Annotated in this window: 9 protein-coding genes; 4 read left to right on the forward strand and 5 right to left on the reverse strand. The window is 68.8% G+C overall.

All coding sequences use genetic code 11. The annotated features are described in order from the left end of the window. Nucleotides 1–88 precede the first annotated feature (88 nt). From AC0VYP_RS20940 to AC0VYP_RS20950, 3 genes are all read left to right on the forward strand, one after another. A complete protein-coding gene (locus AC0VYP_RS20940; RefSeq protein WP_285757810.1) occupies nt 89–901 on the forward strand; it encodes a helix-turn-helix domain-containing protein in 813 nt (270 codons plus the stop codon). 425 nt (nt 902–1,326) lie between these two features. Further along, nucleotides 1,327–3,003: an alkyl sulfatase dimerization domain-containing protein gene (locus tag AC0VYP_RS20945; protein WP_475471382.1), complete on the forward strand. Its 1,677-nt coding sequence runs from the start codon at nt 1,327–1,329 to the stop codon at nt 3,001–3,003. A 434-nt stretch (nt 3,004–3,437) separates the two neighbouring features. Beyond that, a complete protein-coding gene (locus AC0VYP_RS20950) occupies nt 3,438–12,218 on the forward strand; it encodes a WXG100-like domain-containing protein (protein ID WP_475471384.1) in 8,781 nt (2,926 codons plus the stop codon). Between the two features lie 115 nt (nt 12,219–12,333). On the opposite strand, the gene AC0VYP_RS20955 is transcribed toward AC0VYP_RS20950, so the two are convergent. From AC0VYP_RS20955 to AC0VYP_RS20965, 3 genes are all read right to left on the reverse strand, one after another. After that, the gene (locus AC0VYP_RS20955; RefSeq protein WP_475471386.1) at nt 12,334–14,298 is read right to left on the reverse strand and encodes a wHTH domain-containing protein; all 1,965 of its coding nucleotides are present in this window, start codon (nt 14,296–14,298) and stop codon (nt 12,334–12,336) included. 101 nt (nt 14,299–14,399) lie between these two features. Beyond that, entirely contained in the window at nt 14,400–16,271 is a 1,872-nt protein-coding gene (locus tag AC0VYP_RS20960) for a wHTH domain-containing protein (RefSeq protein ID WP_475471387.1), read from the reverse strand. 75 nt (nt 16,272–16,346) lie between these two features. Beyond that, nucleotides 16,347–17,351, reverse strand: coding sequence for an STM4015 family protein (locus AC0VYP_RS20965; RefSeq protein ID WP_475471388.1), 1,005 nt, complete (start codon nt 17,349–17,351; stop codon nt 16,347–16,349). A 265-nt stretch (nt 17,352–17,616) separates the two neighbouring features. On the opposite strand from AC0VYP_RS20965, the gene AC0VYP_RS20970 reads away from it, so the two are divergent. Next, nucleotides 17,617–18,099, forward strand: a complete 483-nt coding sequence (locus AC0VYP_RS20970; RefSeq protein ID WP_475471390.1) for a hypothetical protein — start codon at nt 17,617–17,619, stop codon at nt 18,097–18,099. Between the two features lie 36 nt (nt 18,100–18,135). Here the strand turns inward: AC0VYP_RS20970 and AC0VYP_RS20975 are convergent, their stop codons facing one another. After that, the gene (locus AC0VYP_RS20975; RefSeq protein ID WP_475471391.1) at nt 18,136–18,333 is read right to left on the reverse strand and encodes a DUF397 domain-containing protein; all 198 of its coding nucleotides are present in this window, start codon (nt 18,331–18,333) and stop codon (nt 18,136–18,138) included. Further along, the gene (locus AC0VYP_RS20980) at nt 18,326–19,210 is read right to left on the reverse strand and encodes a helix-turn-helix domain-containing protein (protein ID WP_475471393.1); all 885 of its coding nucleotides are present in this window, start codon (nt 19,208–19,210) and stop codon (nt 18,326–18,328) included. The genes AC0VYP_RS20975 and AC0VYP_RS20980 overlap by 8 nt, the downstream gene beginning before the upstream one ends. Nucleotides 19,211–19,323: the final 113 nt, after the last annotated feature.

The following is a 19,323-nucleotide window of genomic DNA, read 5'->3' on the forward strand; positions in this document are numbered from 1 at the left end:
TAGGATTACGCCATAGAAAAAGCCGATTAGCAGAGCGGCTTTTTTGTAACTCCGAAAAGGCGATCTCCTACAACCAAAAGGCGATTTTATGGCTATCCTTTCCCGCGCCAACCAGCGGAAGCTCGGCCTCGAAGTTCGGCGCGCCAGACTGCTGGCCGGATTCACCCAGTCCCAGCTCGCCCGGGAGATCCCGCTCTCCCAGGCCATGATGAGCGATATCGAGCGGGGCAGGAAAGGCGTTAAGAAGGAACACCTGGCGCGAATCGATGACGTGCTTATAACCAATGGCCGGCTGTTGCGGCTATGGGGTGCGCTGCACTCCCAGCCCGCGGCCCAGCGCTGGACCCTCAGCTCGCTGACGCTGGAGCAGGCCGCCTCGGAGATTCGGGAGTACCAGCTCTCGACCGTCGCCGGGCTGGCGCAGATCGAGGACTACGCCCTGGTCACCCTGCGCGCCGAGTACCCCGACCGACAGAAGAGGGAACTCGCGGAGCAACTGAGGGTCCGGATGGACCGCCAGAGCATCCTGTTCACCGAACCGGGCACGCGTTACCTCCTGGTCCTGGACGAGAACGCGCTGCGGCGCCCCATCGGCGGCCGTGCGGTCATGGCCCGTCAACTGGACCACCTGCTAGGGCTGTCCGCGCGATCCAACGTGGTGCTCCAGATCATCCCCATGGACACCGAACAGCATCCGGCGCTGTCGGAGGGGTTCAAGATCTTCACCATCCCCGATCGCGGCGAAGTCCTGTATCTGGAGACACGGCTCTCCGGCGGACCGGTGGACCACCCGGACAGTGTGAGCCATTACACGCGTCTGTTCGAGGACCTGCGAGGCGCGGCCCTGTCCGTCCCCGCGTCGCGCGCACTGCTGACGGCCATCAGAGCAGGACTCGGGTGATCACTGCCGCCGCTGTCGCCAGTGATGCCGAGGGCGGCCGCCGTGCTCTTGTCCGCTGTTTCCGGCCGACACGCGAGTGGGCCCGAGCAACCGTGGCCCCGCCTCGGAAGCAACCGCGGCGCGTCCCCGGCACCGGTGCGCCGCAACGGCCGATCCGCCACAAAAAGACAGCTGTTCCGAATTCAATAGAACAATCAATGAATACGGAAACCCCACATTCGACAAGGAACCGCACCGGATCAGACAAACCATTTATAAATTCATTGTCCGCACTTGAGCCACGTGTGACTATTGAGCGCGCAGCATGGTAGGTCACGTACGATTTCGCAGGCCGTCATGGTTCATGGCCGCCGCCGGCAAACCGGAGAGCCGTTGGGTCGAACCGAATGAGACGTGCGGTACCAGAAAAATGCCAGGGAGCAATCTTGTCTTATCCCTTGTCCTACCCGGAGCCCGTGCGCAGCGCCCCTGAGACCACGGCGCCGCACGACGGCGAGAAACCGAGCATGGCACCGGTGGCCGACACCCCCGCCCGGATGCTGCGCATCGGCGACGGTCCGATGCTCAAGTGCGTCGTGTTGGAGGGGCCCAGTGGCGTGGTGCTCTACGGCACCGGGGAAAGCCACCGGCAGGGGCGATCGATCGCGCGGGCGGTCGCCGAGGAGATCGGCAAGCCGGTCAAGGCGATCATCTACGGCGAGCGCCACGAGGACCAGTGCTCGGGCACCAACGGGGTGATGGCGGAACTGCCGACCAGCAACGTCCTGGTCATCGCGCCCAGCGGATGGGACGAGGCCACTCCGACGCACGCGCGGGCGGTGGCCCCGGTACTGGCGCTGCGCGCGGCCATGCAGTACGGGACCTCCCTGCGGGAGACCGCCACCCGCGGCTCCGAACTCAGCCGCACCCTGCGCGGCGAGTTCAGCGGCTCCCTCGTGCAGCCGACCGTCACCGTGCGCCCCGGCCAGGAGCTCAAACTGGCGGGGATGCGCATCCGCTTCTTCGCGACCAAGGACCAGGCGGGCGGAATCGGCCTGTACCTGGCCGAGAGCCGGCTGGCGGTCCTGTCCACGGACATGTGCGCCGGCCTCGACAACCTGATCGGTGTACAGGGACCGCCGGAACAGACCACCCGGGAATGGCGCACGATGATCCACTCCCTGCAGAGCATGGACATCGAGCACCTGGTCGGCACACGTTTCGCGCCGGCCCGGGGCGCGGTCATGATCCGCGAGCAGTTCGACGCCTACCTCGACGCCATCGACTACAGCCACGACCAGTCGGTGCGCCACATCCTGGCCGGCGCGAGCCCCGACGAACTGTTCGACCTGGTGGACGTCCCCGAACCGCCGTCGATGTTCTGCCATCCGCTCCAGGCCAACTTCAAGGGGACGGCAGCCGGTTACTTCACCAGTTACCTGGGCTGGTTCTCCGGTAACGCGGTGGACCTCAAACCCACGCCACGCAGGAAGCGGTCCAGGAACACCGTCGAACTGATGGGCGGTGCGGAGCGCGTGTTGCAAGCGGCGGACGAGGCGCTGACCGCCGAGGATCCGCAATGGTCTGCGGAGTTGGCGCGCATGGCGTTGGATGCCGGTACGTCCGACAAGGAGGCCCGTGCGGCTCTGTGCCGGGCACTGCACGCGTTGGGAGACGCGTGCCCCAACCCCCTGATGGGCGGCTGGTACCACGGCGCCGCGTTGGAGGCTGGCGGGGAAGTCGATCTGGCGGCCGTGCGCGACCTGGTGGAACGGGCCGATGCGTTGAGCGCCGCGGACGTTCTGAACGGGCTGCGGTTCCGTGTCGTCCCCGAAGCCGCCGAGGACGTCACCGTGACCATCGGGGTGGACGTCCTCGACACCGGGGAGCGGTTCGGGATGCGGTTGCGCAACAAGGTGCTGCGAATCCAGACCGGCACACCGCCCGAGTGGAGCGCGGGGATCGCCACCGACCAACGGGGGCTGGGCTCGCTGGCCTTCGGGGATCGAAGCATCGACGAACTGGCGGCCTGCGGCGAGATCGAGATCCTGGGGGACCCGGAGCCCGTCGAACAGCTGTGGAGCGCGATCGGCCCCAGGCCCCGGCTGGCAGTGCACTCCTGAGCGACGCCCGACCAGGTGAACCGTGTGGCGTGGACGGGTCCGCAGGCGAGCGCTTGTGCCTGCGGACCGGCCTTTCGTCCACGGAAGCACCGGGAACTACCGAACGTAGCGGCCTGAGCACCCAACGTCAGCCGAACGAGCGGCCAGGAAAGAAGAGGCCCACAACGGACAACCACTGTCTGAACAGTCAACGACAAAACAGCGGAAAATGGCCGCCAAAAGAATAGATGTTCTAAATTCGACACGAACGCATCGACAGGTTCCATTCGTGCCGAAACGGGGAAGTCCGCCGTGCGCCAGCACTCCGCCGCCAGCCGCCGGGACACCCGTCATTCAGCAATACGCTTTTCACTCCGATTGCGCGAAAGTCACGGAGTTCTCCGGCCGGTAGACGCGTCGTTCCCATATCCCCTCCCCAAGGCCTAGGCGCTGCCATGGGTATGGAGTTGCCTGACGAGCTGGTCAACCTCTTCTACGGACTGACCGGCACCAAATGGCCCGACGCCGACGAAGACAAACTCCGCGCACTCGGCGACGTCTACTCCACCACCCAATACATCCTCGAAACCGAACTCCCCGAACTCGTACTCGTCCTCAAACGAAAAGTCACCCAAACCTTCGACAGCAAATCAACCGAATACTTCGAACAATCCATCAACCAATTCACCGCAGGTGAACGCGACTACGTCGGAAAAGCCGCCGAACTCGCCAAAGACATCCAAGCATACGCACGCAACGCCGCGAACCAGGTCGAGTACGCCAAATGGATGATCATCGGCCAACTCATCCAACTCGCCATCGAAATCGCCTGGGCCATCGCCATGTCCTACTGGACATTCGGCTCCTCACTCGCCTGGATCGCGTTCTTCAAATTCGTCCGACACCAAGCCATCCGACGAATCCTCAACTGGCTGGTGTGGAACCTCCTGGGCAACCTCTTCATCGCCCAACTCTTCGGCGTCACCATGGACCTGCTGATCCAACGCATCCAAATGGATCAAGGAAACCGCGACAACTGGGACAAAGAACTCACCCGCATGGCCGCCGCCGGCGCCCTCATCGAAGGACTCATCTCCTCCGCACTCTCCACCGGCATCGACACCCTCATCTCCAAAGAACTCCGCCACCTCTTCAACAAAAACATCACCACCATCAACACCCGCAACACCCCCGACCTCAACCCCAACGACATCGGCCCACCCCCCTTCCCCACACCCAAACCCACCCCCGACCCCACCCCAACCCCAACCAACCTCGAAAAACCCGACCAGACCCCCGACCCCGAAACCGGCGTCACCAACCAATTCAACAACGACCTCACCAACACATTCAGCAACAACGGCAACCAATTCATCGCCCCCTGGCGCAACGACACCGGCTGGCTCGACCCCAAAACAGCCAACAAATTCCGCAACGACACCGCCGACGTCTTCGAAAAACACTTCACCACCCAACTCGGCAGAAACAACGCCCGCCAACTCGGCAGCGACTACGCCGACACCTACATCAAAAACTGGCCCACCCCCACCCTCAAAACCGACCTCGACACCCTCCTCAAAAACACCCCCCTCCCCCAAAACACCCGCAACCACCTCGCCGACACCATCCCCACCGCCCTCGCACGCTCCCTCCACGACTACGGCACCACCTGGGCCCACCGCTTCCGCGACCTCGGCGTCGTCTCCGCCTCCGGAGCCATCGAAGGCTACGTCGGAGAAGGCCTCACCAACCTCGCCTTCACCGAAGAAGGCTGGAAAGCCTCCGGCATGTCCGCCGTCGCAGGCGCCTCCACCGGAGCCCTCCAACACATCGCCACCATCGGCGGCATCACCACCATCAACGCCATCAAAAACATGGGAGACATCAACCTCACCAACGCCCCCACCCCCGAAAACACCACCACCCCAGAAAACACCAACAACGAAAAAACCACCCCACCCAACAACCCCGACAACCAAAACAACAATCGGGAAAACGGGGACGACGCCACCCCCGACATCATCATCAACAACCCCAATAAAACCCCCACCCCAGAAACCACAGCCGAAAGAAGCAACAACGACGTTTCCCAGAGCGGGATGGAGAAAGGGAACGGGAATGGCCGAGAAAACAGCAACAACCGTTCAGCAGACCGTGAGGAGTTCACCCCCGGTTCACCGGACGACACCGGCCCCGAGGCGCCTGCTGGTGACCACCGCACGTACAGCACCCCGGTACCGGTGCCGGTCGAACGCACCGGGCCGCCGGTAACCGGGCCCACCGAGCCGGCCGGGTCGTCCCAGGCAACCGTCCACGACGCCCCCGCCCCGCCGACAGCCGAATCCGACCCGTCCGACGGCTCCTCCCTCTATGACGAGGCCCCCCGCTCCAGGCCCGAGACCCCGGACGCGAACCGCTCCTGGCAGCCGCCCCCCGAGTTCGTCCTCGACCCCAAGCAAGAGGCCGGATTCGATTCCGACTCGTTCGTCAGGGCGCTTCTCAACCCCGGACGCGACCCGCTCGATCTCTTCGCCGACCTGCCCGGGTTCACCAATGAACCGCTCATCGTCAACGTCCTGCACGACATCACCGTGACCGGGGGCGGCCTCCAGGCCCCCCTTGGCGGACAGGAGACCCCTGCCCCGCTCGTCCAGGCTCCTCCGTCAACGCCTCAGGCGACGACCTCCCAGACGCCCAACGGGCAGGGATCGGACGCCACCGGCCGGGCGGAACGGACAGGGGGCGGGTCCGAGGGCACGCCGCGCACCCGCCCCGTGGGCGAGCGCGGGCTCCCCTCCGGGCCCGCCTCCGTGCCCGCCCCGCCCCTCGTCCCCACGGAGACCGGCTCCGACCAGCTGTCCGAAACCGTGCCGTCCGCTTCGGAGACGGCGGTGGGCCCCGCACCCCGGGACGTCCCGGAGCAGGAAACCCCCTCGACCGACCCCGCGCACCGATCCGATGCGGCCCCCGAACCGACCCCGGACGCCGGTTCGGACCTTCGTCCGGCCGGGGAGAGGGATCGGACCGGCCCACCGTCGGTCCCGGCCACCGAATCCTCCGCGCCCCTCGCGCCCGATATCGACCTGCCCAACCGTTTGGTCCCGTCGCACGGAACCCCGGACGACACGGACGACCTCGCCATCAGCCCCCTCCCCCACCCCACGGACACCGTCAACACCCGGACCACCGACGGCGGCGTCCGTCAACTGGACTACATGATCACCTCGGAGTGGATCGAGTCCTACGGTGTGCGGACGGACATCGACGGGATCTTCGAGACGGTCGGCGACACGCTCCCGACGCAGGTGGAGGCCGATTTCAGGAAGCAACTGGAACGCGACTCCCGCCCCTTCTTCCAGCCGGAGGGCGTCACGGTCGCCGGACCCGACGGCCGGGGTTTCACGCTGCGGCTGGCCTCGGTGGACAACCGGTGGACCGCCGGGACCATCCCGGGGGACCGGTCCCTGTCGGCCACGGCGCAGTACAAGGGACTGCACGAGGCACAGGAGCAGAACGGGCGCTCCGAGTCCGGGATGCACGGTTCCGCCAAGCGCGTGGGGGCGTCGTTCTCCGGCCACCTGCTGGCGACGGGAGGAGTGGCGCCCCTGCCCGGGTTCCGGATCAACGGGGGCGTCGGGTCGAGCAGTTGGCAGCAGTCCGGCGGAGACGGCCGAACGGCCACCCGGACCACCGAGATGGTCGGCGCCGGGGCCGACTACCGGGCCGCTCTCGACATCCGGCTGGAGACGACCGGGCCCTCCGGCGGAAACGAGACCTCGGCGCAACTGCCCTCGGGGGTGCAGTTGACGATCATGGGCGGCCTCAGGCCCCCGTCGTCCCCCCCGCGCACGATCTCCTTCGCCGACGCGTTCGATGCATCTCCCCGGAACAGGGTCGTCCCCCGACAGTACGGTCGTTACCTGGGCAACAGCCATCCGATCTGGATGCGCTACACCTCGGCCCCGACGGCCGGCACCGACTCTTCGGGAGGAACTGCCGCCCCGAGGGACCCCGGCCAGTGGCTCGCCGATCGCCTGGGCTACGACACGGTCGCTCCCCCTCCCGGCCCCGGCAGCAGCCTGCGCAGCCGGATCGCCTGGCAGTGGAAGAAGTCCGCGGCCTACGAGCGCGGCCAACAGCTCCGTTCGGGCTTCACGCCCAAGAAGATGGCGAACTACCTTCCGACGATGACCACCGACCCCGTGACGCTCCTGGTGCACGACGCGGAGGGAAATCCACGAGCCGTCACCTTCTGGTCCCAGCCGGTGTCGATGCGCACCATCCCCGACGTCCCCGACAAGTTCACCATCAAGCACACCGACAGGTCCGCCAAGGACACGAGCATCTCGGCCGCACGCACCGATGGCCTGACGGTCCGCCCGGGGTTCGGGTTCCTGGAGCGGGTGGCCGCCGACCTGGTGCGATTGGAGATCCCGTACTACGAGTACAGCTACACCAGGGAGAAGACCGAGAGCCGTTCGCGTGGGACCTCCGCGTGGAACTCCCCGCTCTTCCACAGCTCCGACACCACCGTCTACGAGGTGGACCGCAGGATCGCGGTCTGGGTCAACGGGGAATCCGAGCCCACCTTCTTCGATGCCGCGTCGATCGAGGCGCTGACCTCCCAGGAGGCGCGGGTGCTCGCGGCTCCCGCGTCCAACCGGCCCGACCCGACTTCTCCCGACGTGGTGCTCGACCCGTTCCTCGACCGGAACCGGATCGTCAACTTCGGCGACGCCCTGGTACGCAACGTCACCTATCCCGACGGGGGCGAGGTTCGGCAGCGAGAGGGCCGTCCGGTAACGGTGTTCCGCGAGTACGCGCACGAACTCCTCACAAGGATCAACAAGCAGTACCCGGGGATGGTCCTGCCGCACATGGCGATTCCGGGCGCGGCACAGCCGCGAAACACCCACACGGGATGGAACCATCGGCGCAACCACGACGCCGCGGTACGCAACACGGTGCGGGTGCTGGAGGCGGCGAGCCTGAACGGCTTCCGCTTCCAGCGGGACGAATGGGTGTCGCACGGTGTCGAGGTGAAGCTGGAGGAGACCAAGAAGTACCCCGGGTGGAGCGATGTGCGCAGACCGTCCCTGCGCTCGCCCGACCACGTCTCGCTGTGGCTCACCGCGCGGGTCGCCCGCCCCCGCGCGGGGGCCGACCTGGCGGACTCCAACACCGGCAGTGGCACCGGCGCGGCGGCGAAGCAGCAGAACCGCGTGTCCAAGATCCGGACGCACGCGCACGAGCTCCGCGCGGCGGCGATGTGGCGACAGGTGATGCACACGGACGCGCGGGGCTACCCGGACCACACCGCCGGAGCGGGGGCCCGACTCGGCTGGGAGAGCCGACGTTCACGCAACCACACGTTCGGGCGGTCGGTCACCGGCGAGCACAACGTCAAGGACAAGGGGGCGAGCCAACAGCTTTTCTCGAACGTGGTGTTCGGTGCACGAATCGGCGCCGGCAGCGACCTGGTCCCGTGGCCCTCCCGGGTACGCCCGCGCGGCTCCGACACTTCGACGGACCTCTTCACCGACAGCGGGGTTGCCGGGCGGGTCGAACTGCACACCGTGCGCAACCGCCGGCCGATCCCGATGGACCCGCCTCTTCCGTCGGGTCCGCTGCGCCCGCTCGCGCAGCGCGATGCCGAGTCGCCCGCCGCCGGGAGCCGGCAGGAGGTGAGCAGGCTCGCGGGCGCCCCCGCCAAGGACCTGTTCCACAAAGGCATCCGTTCCCGCATCGTGGGCCTTGAGGACGTGCGGGCCCGCGAGGCGCAGATCCAGGAAACCCCGGCCCAGGAGACCCGGACCCGCCGTACCCGAGCCGAAGACACCCGAACCCAAGAAGCCCGAGCCGAAGAAGCCCAGGAATCCGACGCCGGGTTGGAGATCGTCCAGACTCCCGGGGCTCGACGGCTCATGGAGACGTTCAGCAGTCCCCAGGCGCTGAACCCGGTCATCGCCATGACTCCCGAAGGCTTCCCGATCAGTGTGCTGTCGCACACCTACGCCGAGCTCGACCAGGACCACTACGCCTTCGCCAACTCGATGGGCAACGGCCGGGGGACGGCCCTGGCCATCGCCAACTACCTGGCGCCGCAGACCCTGGCGGCCGTACCCGAGATCAGCGGCAATCTCGGGAGCCGGCTACGGGTGCAGTACGACGACGGTGTCCTGCCCACCCGGACCAGGACGACTCTGAGCACCTGGTACGTCCCGACCCGGATCGTCTCCTTCACCCTGCGCCCCAAGGCCACCGTGGAGTCGTCCCAGACGGTGGAGACCAGTCTCGGTTACGGCACCTCCAAGAGCTCCTCCTACTACTTCGCGCTGTTCGCCGGCTACGGCGGCAACCCCAACCCGACCGACCGCGGACCGACCGCCTCCCCCGACGACGCGACGCGGCCGGTCATCCGTCCCCGGGGCGAGGTCCGGTTGGACGTCCACGGCCGGGGAGCGCGAGGCTCGGAGTCGTTGACGTTCCGGATCAAGACCGAGGTCAAACTCCAGGGACCGGCGTTCGCGTACGTCACCGACGGGGTCATCGGCCAGGCCGTCGAACGCAAGCACGACTTCAACTTCCTGCTGACCGTGCCCCGGTCGCCCTCGACCCACGGCTACTCGGCGTGGCTCGCGTCGGTGGAGAGCTCCCGCAAGGGGCTCGTCCCGGCGCTGTGGGCCTACACCGACGGGCTGGTGCCCGACCTGATCGCGTGGAATCCCGACGGGACGGTCGGGAGGGTCGGCACTCAGCCCCCTCCGGCCGCGCCCGCGGCCACGATCACCGCGTTCGACGGTTTCGCGGACAAGGGGTACCAGTCCAAGCCGATCGATCCGCAGGAGGCGATCGAGGACCTGGTGGCCGACCTGAAGCGGGCCAACCTCGAACTGACCGACTGGAGCCGGGAGGACTTGTTCCAGCAGTTGTCGTCCAACCTCAACCGCGGCCTCGGCGACCTCCCCCCATTGCCCGTGCGGATCCGCCCCGTCAACTTCGTGCACACCCGCCGGGGCGGGCGGGAGGAGCAGGGCGGGACCGCAACCGTGTCCGTCCCCGAGAGCAGTCGGTCGCTGCACGCCAAAGGGTGGTCGAGTCCCGCCCACATCACGGTGGAAGTGGTCCGGGGCGCCTCCCGGACCAGTCAAATGGGCGGGCGCATGGAGTTCGTGGAGAAGGTGAGCGTCACCGACGGGGCGTCCAGGGGGACGTTCACCTTCAACGGGCTGTCGGGCGGCGCTTCCATGGAGCTCCGATTCCCTCCCTCGTACCCGGGCTCCGACGAACCGGGACCGCAACCGCAACAGCGGCCGGTGGGGATGGGGCCGGAGTTCGGCTACCAGGGCCGCCGGCTGACCGGTGACTCCTGGTCGGCGGGTGAGTCCCGCGAACTCTCCCACGAACGGGTGCTGTTCAGCCCCTACGCGGTGGTGGACACCGACACGGTCCTGGTCCTCACCCTGCACACGGGGGACGGCGACTACCAGGGCATGAGCGGCGCCGGCCAGGTCCAGAACGTCTATCCGACGCCTTACCTCACGATGGGCGGGGACGCCGGTGCCGGAACCGCCTCCCCGGCGCCCAGGGTGTTCCGCAACGCGGTCGGTCTTCGCGCACCGGACCGGGAGACCGCGGTGCAACGGTGGGCCGATGAGCGGGCACGCCAGGGGTCCTATGTCCAGACGTCCGAGGACACCCGGCTCACCCCGGTCGGGGTGAACGGCGGGGGCACAGCGGTGTTCGACGCCGCGTTCGCCGCCGCGGCGATGGCCAACGGGTGGCGGCCTCCGGCTACGGACCGGCACCCGGACCACGGTCTGTCCCCCGCGAGCGTCAACGCGGCCAAGGGGTTCCTCAACGGCAAGGGGGACGGGTTCCTGATCAGCCCGTTGAACTTCGTCACCGGCGAACTCGTCCTCCAGGGGCTCACCGCGGCGGCGCTGGGGGCCCCCGGGGGAACCGAACTGGTCAGGTTCGGGGAGACGACAGTGAGCCTGAAAGCCCTCGTCAACCCGACGAGCGTCACGCTGCTGTCCGCAAGCGAGGAGAGCCGTTCCCGGGACGCGGAGCAGGGCGCGTCGAGCGGTTCGTCGGACCGGCAGGAGGCTGGGGGGCACGGCGGCGCCAGCGGTTGGCGCGGGGTGGTGTCCTCGCGCGACCAGGACAGGATGCACGAGAACACCGGCGGGACGACGATGCTGAACATCACCGACGACGGGGGCGTCTCCTCCGGGGTGAAGGACACCTCCGTGGCGCAAGGCCCCGGGTCCAGACGGCTCTTCCTCGTCTCGGTCCCGACGACCTGGTTGGCGACGGCCGAGGCGCCGGGGGCGGTGTCGGCGTTCGGCCCGACCCGTCACCTGGCCTCCGTGGAGGCCGACGCCCCGCTGACCCTGTGGATCGGTGAGGACGAGGCGCGTTCCCTCGGCCTGGACGTGGACGCGCCGGAACTCGTCGCGCTCGCCGGGGCCGAAGCCGTGTTCGGGAAGGCCGACCTGGATTACCTCCAGGCGCGGGGGGCCTTGAACGAGCTGGTGGGCGGGCGCGACGCACGCGCGGACGACCCCTCCTACCGCGCCGAGTACGTCGAGGCGGAGCGGCTGCTGGGCGAGGCCGACGCGGAGCGGACCCGGCTGCTGCGGGAACTGGAGGAGGCGCTGGAACGGGCCCGGACGGCCACTCGGACGCGCGTGGTGCCTGCGGCGGGCGACGAGACGGGCCCCGTTCCGGTACGCCCGGCTCCCAGCGGGTCGGGCCGGAGCACCCCGGTGGAGGTTCCGCGACCGGAGGAGCGGCCCCGGTCGGAACGCTCCCCGCTGCCCCCGCCTCCCGCATCGGGTCCGCGCACCGGCGAACCGTCGGTGGCTCCCGTCCCCTCCCCCGAGAACACGGGCCTCCCTGCGGGCCGCCCCCTCGCTGTTCCGGCGGGCGCCGAGGAGCCCGTCACCGGCAGGGAAGCGAATGAAACAGCGGAGTGGTCCGGGACCGGAGTGAGGGAACCCCCTGGGTCGCCCCCACTGCGGACACCACCCGCACCACCGGTCCAGCCGGTCCCCCACCACGCTCGGGTCCCCCTCGCGGCCCGCCCCGCCCCAGCCCTCGCACCGATCGTCGAGGAGGGGAGCGCCGGGATCACGGAGGTGCGGGGGCCGGCGGACCCGCGTGATGAGTCGGAGATCAGACAGGAAGAGCTGAACAGCATGTTCTCCGCGCTGCTGAACAGTGGGCGCTGACGCGGGGACCGGCCACTGTGTCGGGGCCGCGCGTTCCGTGGACGGGGCGGCCCGTCCGGCCGTCGCGCGGGAAGCGACCGGGGTCCCCCGGGAGCGACGGCCGGACGGTTTCCGGTTACTGGAGAGGGTCCTGCGGGAGGGCGGTGTACCCGAACGCGGCCAGCCGGTCGCGCACGTACTCCGGGCTGCGCCCCGTCTTCTCGGCCGCCTCCAGGACGTGGTTCGGGGGGACCTGCTGGTCCACCGCCCGCCAGGGGTAGCCGCCGTTCAGGTCGCGGCTGACGATTTGGGCATCGTCCGGTTCCAGCGTCTCGGGCAGCTCCCCCTGCGGCAGGTCGGCGTAGCCGAGCAGCGCCAACCGGTCGCGCACGGACGCCGGACTGCGCTCCAGCGCACTCGCCGCCCCGAGCACATGCGGCAGCGACACCTCGTCGTAGACCTCCAACCAGGGGGCTTCGCCGTTCAGGTCGCGGCTGGTGATCCGGGCGTCCCCCGGCTCCAGCGTCTCGGGCAGCCCTCCCTGCGGCAGGTCGGTGTAGCCGAGGATCGCCAACCGGTTGTGCACGTACACCGGGGGGATGTCCGTCTGCTCGGCGGCGCGCAGGATGTGGCCCAGCGGTATTTCCGCGTTGGTGTCCAGCCAGGGGAAGCGGCCGTCGAGGCCGGCGCTGATGATCCGGACGTCGCTCGTCCTCAGCGTTTCCACGCGTCCCCGGAAGGGCAGGTTGTCGAGTCCCAGTTCGGCCAGCCGGTCGTACACCTCCACCGGGGGGCGTTTCATGGCGACCCCGGCGGCCAGGAGATGGACGAGGGTGACCGTTTCGTCCTCGTTCAACCAGGGGAGGCGGCCGTCGAGGCCGACGCTGACGATGCGGAGGTCGTCGGGGGTCAGGGCCTCCACGTCGTTGCGGGACGGCAGGTCGGTGAACCCCAGCGCGACCAGCCGGTCGTACGCGAGCACCGGGCTGCGGCCCGTCCTGCTCGCGACGCGCAGCAAGTGGATCAGCGCGACCTCGTCGTTGACGCCGGAGAGAGCGCCTCCCCCGTCCGGTCCGCTCTCGACGAGCGCGAGGTCCTCCGGCTCCAGTGTCTCGGGGAGTCCGCCCTGCGGCAGGTCGGTGAACCCGAGTTCGGCCAGCCGGTCGCGGACGGACGCCGGGCTGCGCCCCGTCCGCTCGGCGGCGCGGACGACGTGGCCCAAGTCCACTTCGTCGTCGGTGTCCAACCAGTGGTCGTCCTCCGGCGTGGCACCGGCAAGGAGAAGATCGTCGGGCTGGCCCGCCTCGGCGGCCGTCCTGTCGGGGATCCGGGTGTATCCGAGTTCGGCCAGCCGGTCGCGCACCTGTACGGGGCTCAGCTCCACGGCCTCGGCGGTGCGCAGCAACCGGATCAGCGATACCGGCTCCCCGGTCTCCAGCCAGGGGCTCTCACCGTCGAGGTCGGCGCTGACGATGCGGAGGTCGTCCTCGCTCACCTGCGCGGGAAGCTCCCCTTCCGGCACATGGCCGTACCCCAGCTCCGCCAACCGGGCGCGCACCTGCTCGGGGGTGCGCTCCACAGCGTTCGCCGCCGCCAGGACGTGCACCAACGACACCGGCTCCCCGACCTCCAACCAGGGGCTCTCACCGTCGAGGTCGGCGCTGACGATGCGGAGGTCGTCCTCGCTCACCTGCGCGGGAAGCTCCCCTTCCGGCACATGGCCGTACCCCAGCTCCGCCAACCGGGCGCGCACCTGCTCGGGGGTGCGCTCCACAGCGTTCGCCGCCGCCAGGACGTGCACCAACGACACCGGCTCCCCGACCTCCAACCAGGGGCTCCCGTCATCGAGGTTCTTGCTGACGATCAGTACGTCGTCGGGTTCCACCGCCTCGGGGAGCGGCCCCTGGGGAAGCGCGGTGTACCCGAGTTCGGCCAACCGGGCGCGTACCTGGTCGGGGGTGCGCTCCACGGCGTTCGCCGCTCCCAGCAGGTGCGCCAACGGCACCTCGGCGTCGAGCGCCAGCCAGGGGGCGACGCCGTCGAGGTTGACGCTGGTGATCCGGGTGTCGTTCGGATCGGGGAACTGGAGCGGGGTGGTCATCGCTGGCCTTTCGGGACGGGGCTGCTCGGGAGGTGGAACGGCACGGATCTTCCGTGAGGATATTCGGCGGCCGGGCGGGGAACGGGCCCGGCCTGCGCGGGTCAGCGGGGGGGCGTACCGCCTGCCTCAGGGTGGGCGGCCTCTCGGACCTCGTAGCCCAGTTCGGTGAGCCGGGAGGCGACGTCGGCGGGGCTGCGTCCGGTGAGGTCGGCGCTGCGCAGGATGTGTTCCGCCTCCAGAGGGTCGGTGAGGTGGGGCTCCACGGTCCTGAGGAGCCGGATGTCGTGGGGGTCGGCTGAGGCGGGGAGCCGCGCCCGGAAGTGCAGGGGGTGTCCGAGGTCGATGAGCCTGCGGGCGATCTGGGCGGGGTTTCGGTAAGTGGCCAGGGCCGCGGCCAGTACGTGGGCGAGCCGGGTCTGGTCCCGGGCGTCCAGCCAGGGGGGTGCGGAGTCCAGGTTCTTGCTGAGGACGAGCACGTCGTGGACGTCTGGGGTCTCGGGCAGGGACACGTTCCGGGTGGTGACTCCCAGCACGTCCAGGCGGGCCACGACCTGGGCCGGGGTGCGGCCGCTCAGCTGCGCCGCCCTGAGGACGTGCCCGGTGCCGGCGTGGTCGCCTGCGCCGAACCAGGGGCCGTCGCCGTCCAGGGCGCGGCTGAGCAGGAGGGTGTCGCGGGCCTCCGGAACATAGGGCAGCCGGTACCCCAGTTCGACGAGGCGGGTGGCGACGGCGTGGGGGCCGCCTTGGCGGGCCGTCCGCTCCGCGACGGCGAGGACGTGTGCCGCTCCCACCTCGTCGGCCCGGTCCAGCCACTGGCCCCAGAACCCGTCGCGGAGCAGGTCGAGGTCGCCGGGGAGGAGCGCCCCGGGCAGCGCATGGGCCCCCTCGACGGGGTAGCCCAGTTCGGTGAGGCGGCGGGCGACGTCGGCGGGACCGCGTTCCAGGCGTTCGGCCGTCCGCAGGATGTGCGGCAGGGGCACGGGGGCGTTGACGGTAAGAGGGGGGACGTTCAGCTCGCCGACGTTGACCATGCCCACGTCATGGGCGCCGACTGTGGCGGGCAGCGGCGTGCGGGGCAGTTCGACGTCGGGGTAGCCGAGCGTTTCCAGTCTCGCCACGGTGTCGGCCGGTGGACGGCCGGTGGCGCTCGCGGCCTGGAGGACGTGCCTGAACGGGACCTTCTTGCCGACGTTGAGCCAGGGGGCGCGGCCGTTGAGGTCGCGACTGGCCATCAGCAGGTCTTCGGGGTGCACCGCGGCGGGCAGGGCCCCCTGCGGGGTCCGGGTGTACCCGAGGTCGGCCAGCCGGTCGCGCACGTGCTCGGGTGTGCGGTTCATCGCCTCCGCGGTCCTCAGGACCCGGATCAGCGGCACCGGTTCGTCCGTGGCCAGCCACGGGGCGCAACCGTCGAGGTCGCGACTGGCCACGAGGAGGTCGTCGGGATCGGCCACCGCCGGGAGGTATCCCTGCGGCACCCGGGTGAAGCCCAACTCGGCCAGCCGGTCGCGGACCTGCGCCGGGCTCTGCTCCGTGCGATGCGCCGCCCACAGGATGTGCGGGAGCGGCACCGGTTCGGCGGCGTCCAGTGGGGGACCGTCCGGGTCGAGGTCGCGGCTGACCATGAGGTAGTCGTCCGGTCCCGGCTCCACGGGGAGGGGTGGGACCGCTTCGACGAACGCGGACATCTCGGAGCGCTCGAAGGGGAGGAAACCGCCCTTCTCCATTTCCATCGCCGGGAGGGCGGGCGAGATGTCCGCTCCCGTGCCGGGAAGCGCGGACGAGAATTCCTGGGGCAGCGCGTCGGCCAGGGGGACCGCCCCGTTGGTCTGGGGGAATTCCACGCCCCCCGGTTTGCGGAAGGGCGAAGAGGAGACATGTTCCGTCGTGACGGAGAAGGCCGAGAAACCGCCCACCGGGATGCAGCCGGTGTCGTCGAGGTCACCGCAGTCGTCTGGTTCGAACAGGTCGGACATCGCAGGCCTTTCGGAGAGCCGTCGGCTTGACACGGTGACAGAAGGGGCGGGTCGAACAAAAGGGACAGGTGGAGGCTACTCCGCCACCGCGATGTAGCGCCCGCCCCTGGTGGGGTCGTCCTCACCCGTACGGCCGAAGACGTGACGGCGGTCACGGGCCTCGCGGTCGCTGAGGTCCACCCGCACGCCCGACGGCTCCAGGGCGCCTCGCACCCGCAGCATCATCTCCTCGCTGAGGAAATGATGGGAGAGGTCGAGTGCGGACAGGTGGGCCAGCGACTGGCCCTCTAGCAGCGCCCGCGCGCCCGCGTCCGACAACGCTCCCATGGACAGGCTCAGCGACTCCAGGCGCTCTACCACCGGCGCGGTCGCGAACGCCTCGGCGATCTCGTCCTGGATCATGCTGTTCTGCACCCCCAGATGGCGCAGCGCCGGTTTGCCGTGTCCCGCCAGCAGCGGGGCGAGCTGCTCCACGGTGGCCCCGCCCCCGTAGCACTCGTCCCCCAGCCACAACTCCAGGTACTCCAACGCGGGCAGCTCGGCCACGGCGACGTCCGCCACCACGTCCGGGGGCAGCCCGCCCGACTCCAGGCGCAGAACGCGCAGCCCCTCATGGCGTGCGGCGGGGAAGGCCAGGCCCTCACCACCGCGCACCCGCAACTCCCGCAGGCCCGGGAACGCCTCCAGCAATGGGGCGAGGTCTCCCTGGGCCAGCCAGGAGATCTCCGACTCCATGGGGGTGAGATCACCCAGGAACAGCGCTTCCAGGTTGACCAACCGCGAACGCTCCCCGACAAGTACCCGCACCGTTTCGTCGGGATTGCTGTCGTCGTAGCCGTCGTACCAGCCCTGACCGAAGACGAGCGCCCGTACCTCCTCCAGTTCCACGGTCGCGCGGAAACCGCTCCAGCTCTCCTCCCTGCTGAAAGGGGACTCCTCGTGTCGCCAGTCACTGGCCAACCGCCAGGCGACGGCGCCCGCCCCGGGCTGCTCTCCGGCTGGCGTGGACGGCGAGAAGGCGTGCACGGGCAGACCGTGGAAATCCTCGGCGTGGTTGTTGATGCAGTCGTCGGCTGACAAAACAGGGCTCCCGGGAGGAAGGGGGCGGGACGGTGATCCACGTTCTACCGTCCCCCGCTGACATCGGGACGGGTCCCGTTTGCGCTCCTTGGACCCGCTGTGACCATTCTGCCCCCTGACCGGCACTGGGGCGATCGAGAAACTCTTCGCGCATCACGCGAGCCACCCCGGCCACTGTTTTCCAGGAGAATTCGGCGCTCCGCCCCGAACCGGCCCGGAACACCCGTACGCTTCCGGCCGAGCACTCGACATCGAAGGAGCCGGCATGACCCGGATCGGGATCACCGGTCACTCGAACCTCGCGGCCGACAGCGTCCCCCTGGTGCGGGAGGCCCTGACCGAGGCTCTCTCCCCTTACAGCGACAGCGGCCTGGTCGGCATCTCGTGCCTGGCGCGCGGGGCCGACCAGCTCTTCGCCGAGGTCGTGCTGGAACTCGGCGGGAGGCTCGAAGTCGTCCTCCCTTCGGTGGACTACCGCGAGGCCAAGGTCGAACCGCACGACCTGGAGCGGTTCGACACCCTCCTGATGGGTTCGGCCCTGGTCCGGTACATGCCGCACAGGACGGCTGGGCGGGACGCCTACGAGGACGCGAACGAGGCGGTCCTGGGCGGGATCGACCGGCTCGTCGCGGTCTGGGACGGCCGCCCCTCGGGGGGCAGGGGCGGCACCGGCGACGCGGTCGGGGCCGCGCGAGGGCGGGGCGTCCCGGTGGACGTCGTCTGGCCCGACGGTGCTCGACGGGAGTGAGCGGGCCGGGGCCGAGGGGGCACCGGGGCCGCCCTCTCAGAGCGCGTCGCGCTTGGCGGTGGCCAGGAAGGCCCGCCACTCCCCCGAGGAGAAGGCCAGCGCCCCGAGGTCGCGGTTCTGGGTGTCACGCACGGCGGAGACAGCGGGAGTGTTGGCGACCTCGACGCAAGCTCCGTTTGCACTGCTGTAAGAACTTTTGCGCCAGTCACGGCGTTCGAGAATCTTGTCAGTCACCGGTATCCCCTCTCTTGTCGCGCAGCTTCTCAGCGGCCGAGGAGATCAGCTCTTTGGATTCTTTCGGACCGACGGCCACGGCAAGCAGATCATCTGCCATCTGAGAATACCGCGCCAGTTCCACATCCCCTTCGAGGAAAAGGTCGCCCGCCATACTGTCGATGTAGACGACTGGCGGGTTGACAGGATCGGGGAACTCAACCAAGATGAACGAGCCCGGCATTCCCGGATGAGCACCCACGTCAAAACGGATCACGTGCAGGTTGACGTTGGGAAGCCGCATCATGTTGACAAGGTGGAGCAGCTGGGCGGCCATCACGGAACCACCGCCTACGACACGGTGCAGCACGGCTTCGTCGATGATGGCGCGCAGCTTTAGCGGCTCATCTGCTCGAAGCAGTTGCTGGCGCTGCAAGCGAGCTTTAACCCGGTCCTCGACCTGCTGGCCTGTCGCACTGGGCCATACCCCCGTGATGACGGCTCGGGCATACTCCTCGGTTTGGAGCAGTCCAGGAACGAACAGCGACTCGTAGTTGCGTATGAGCTTGGCTTCGGATTCAAAGCCGATGTAGTTCGCGTACTCCTCGGGAAGCCCTTCGGGGTACATAGCGAGCCATCCCGGTTCACGCGCATCCTTGGTGAGGGCGATCAACTCCGGCTGGTCGCTTTTGGCGACACCGTAGTGGTCCAACATCGTGACGAGCGTGCGCCTCTGCGGACGCGTCCGCGCGGTCTCGATGCGGTACAGCGTTGTGTCGTTGATTCCGGTGGCTTCAGAGACTTGTTCCCTGGTCAGGTCTGCCACCGCCCGGAGTCTCCTGAGTTCGGCGGCCAGTCGGCGCAATCGCAGGGTTCGCGTGGGCTTCTTGACTGCCACTGATGCGCTTCCTTCGGGTGGGACACCAGATGCGGTGCTGACAAGGATGACCGGATATCGCACGTTACCCCACTCACTCAAAGTCGGCATATGCAAGGGTTGCATTTACAAAC

It is taken from the genome of Nocardiopsis sp. iso_186, from assembly GCF_056173365.1.

Coding starts and splice junctions, on each gene's coding strand:
- AC0VYP_RS20940 (WP_285757810.1), top strand. CDS start 89: ATGGCTATCCTTTCCCGCGCCAACCAGCGGAAGCTCGGCCTCGAAGTT.
- AC0VYP_RS20950 (WP_475471384.1), top strand. CDS start 3,438: ATGGGTATGGAGTTGCCTGACGAGCTGGTCAACCTCTTCTACGGACTG.
- AC0VYP_RS20955 (WP_475471386.1), bottom strand. CDS start 14,298: ATGACCACCCCGCTCCAGTTCCCCGATCCGAACGACACCCGGATCACC.
- AC0VYP_RS20960 (WP_475471387.1), bottom strand. CDS start 16,271: ATGTCCGACCTGTTCGAACCAGACGACTGCGGTGACCTCGACGACACC.
- AC0VYP_RS20970 (WP_475471390.1), top strand. CDS start 17,617: ATGACCCGGATCGGGATCACCGGTCACTCGAACCTCGCGGCCGACAGC.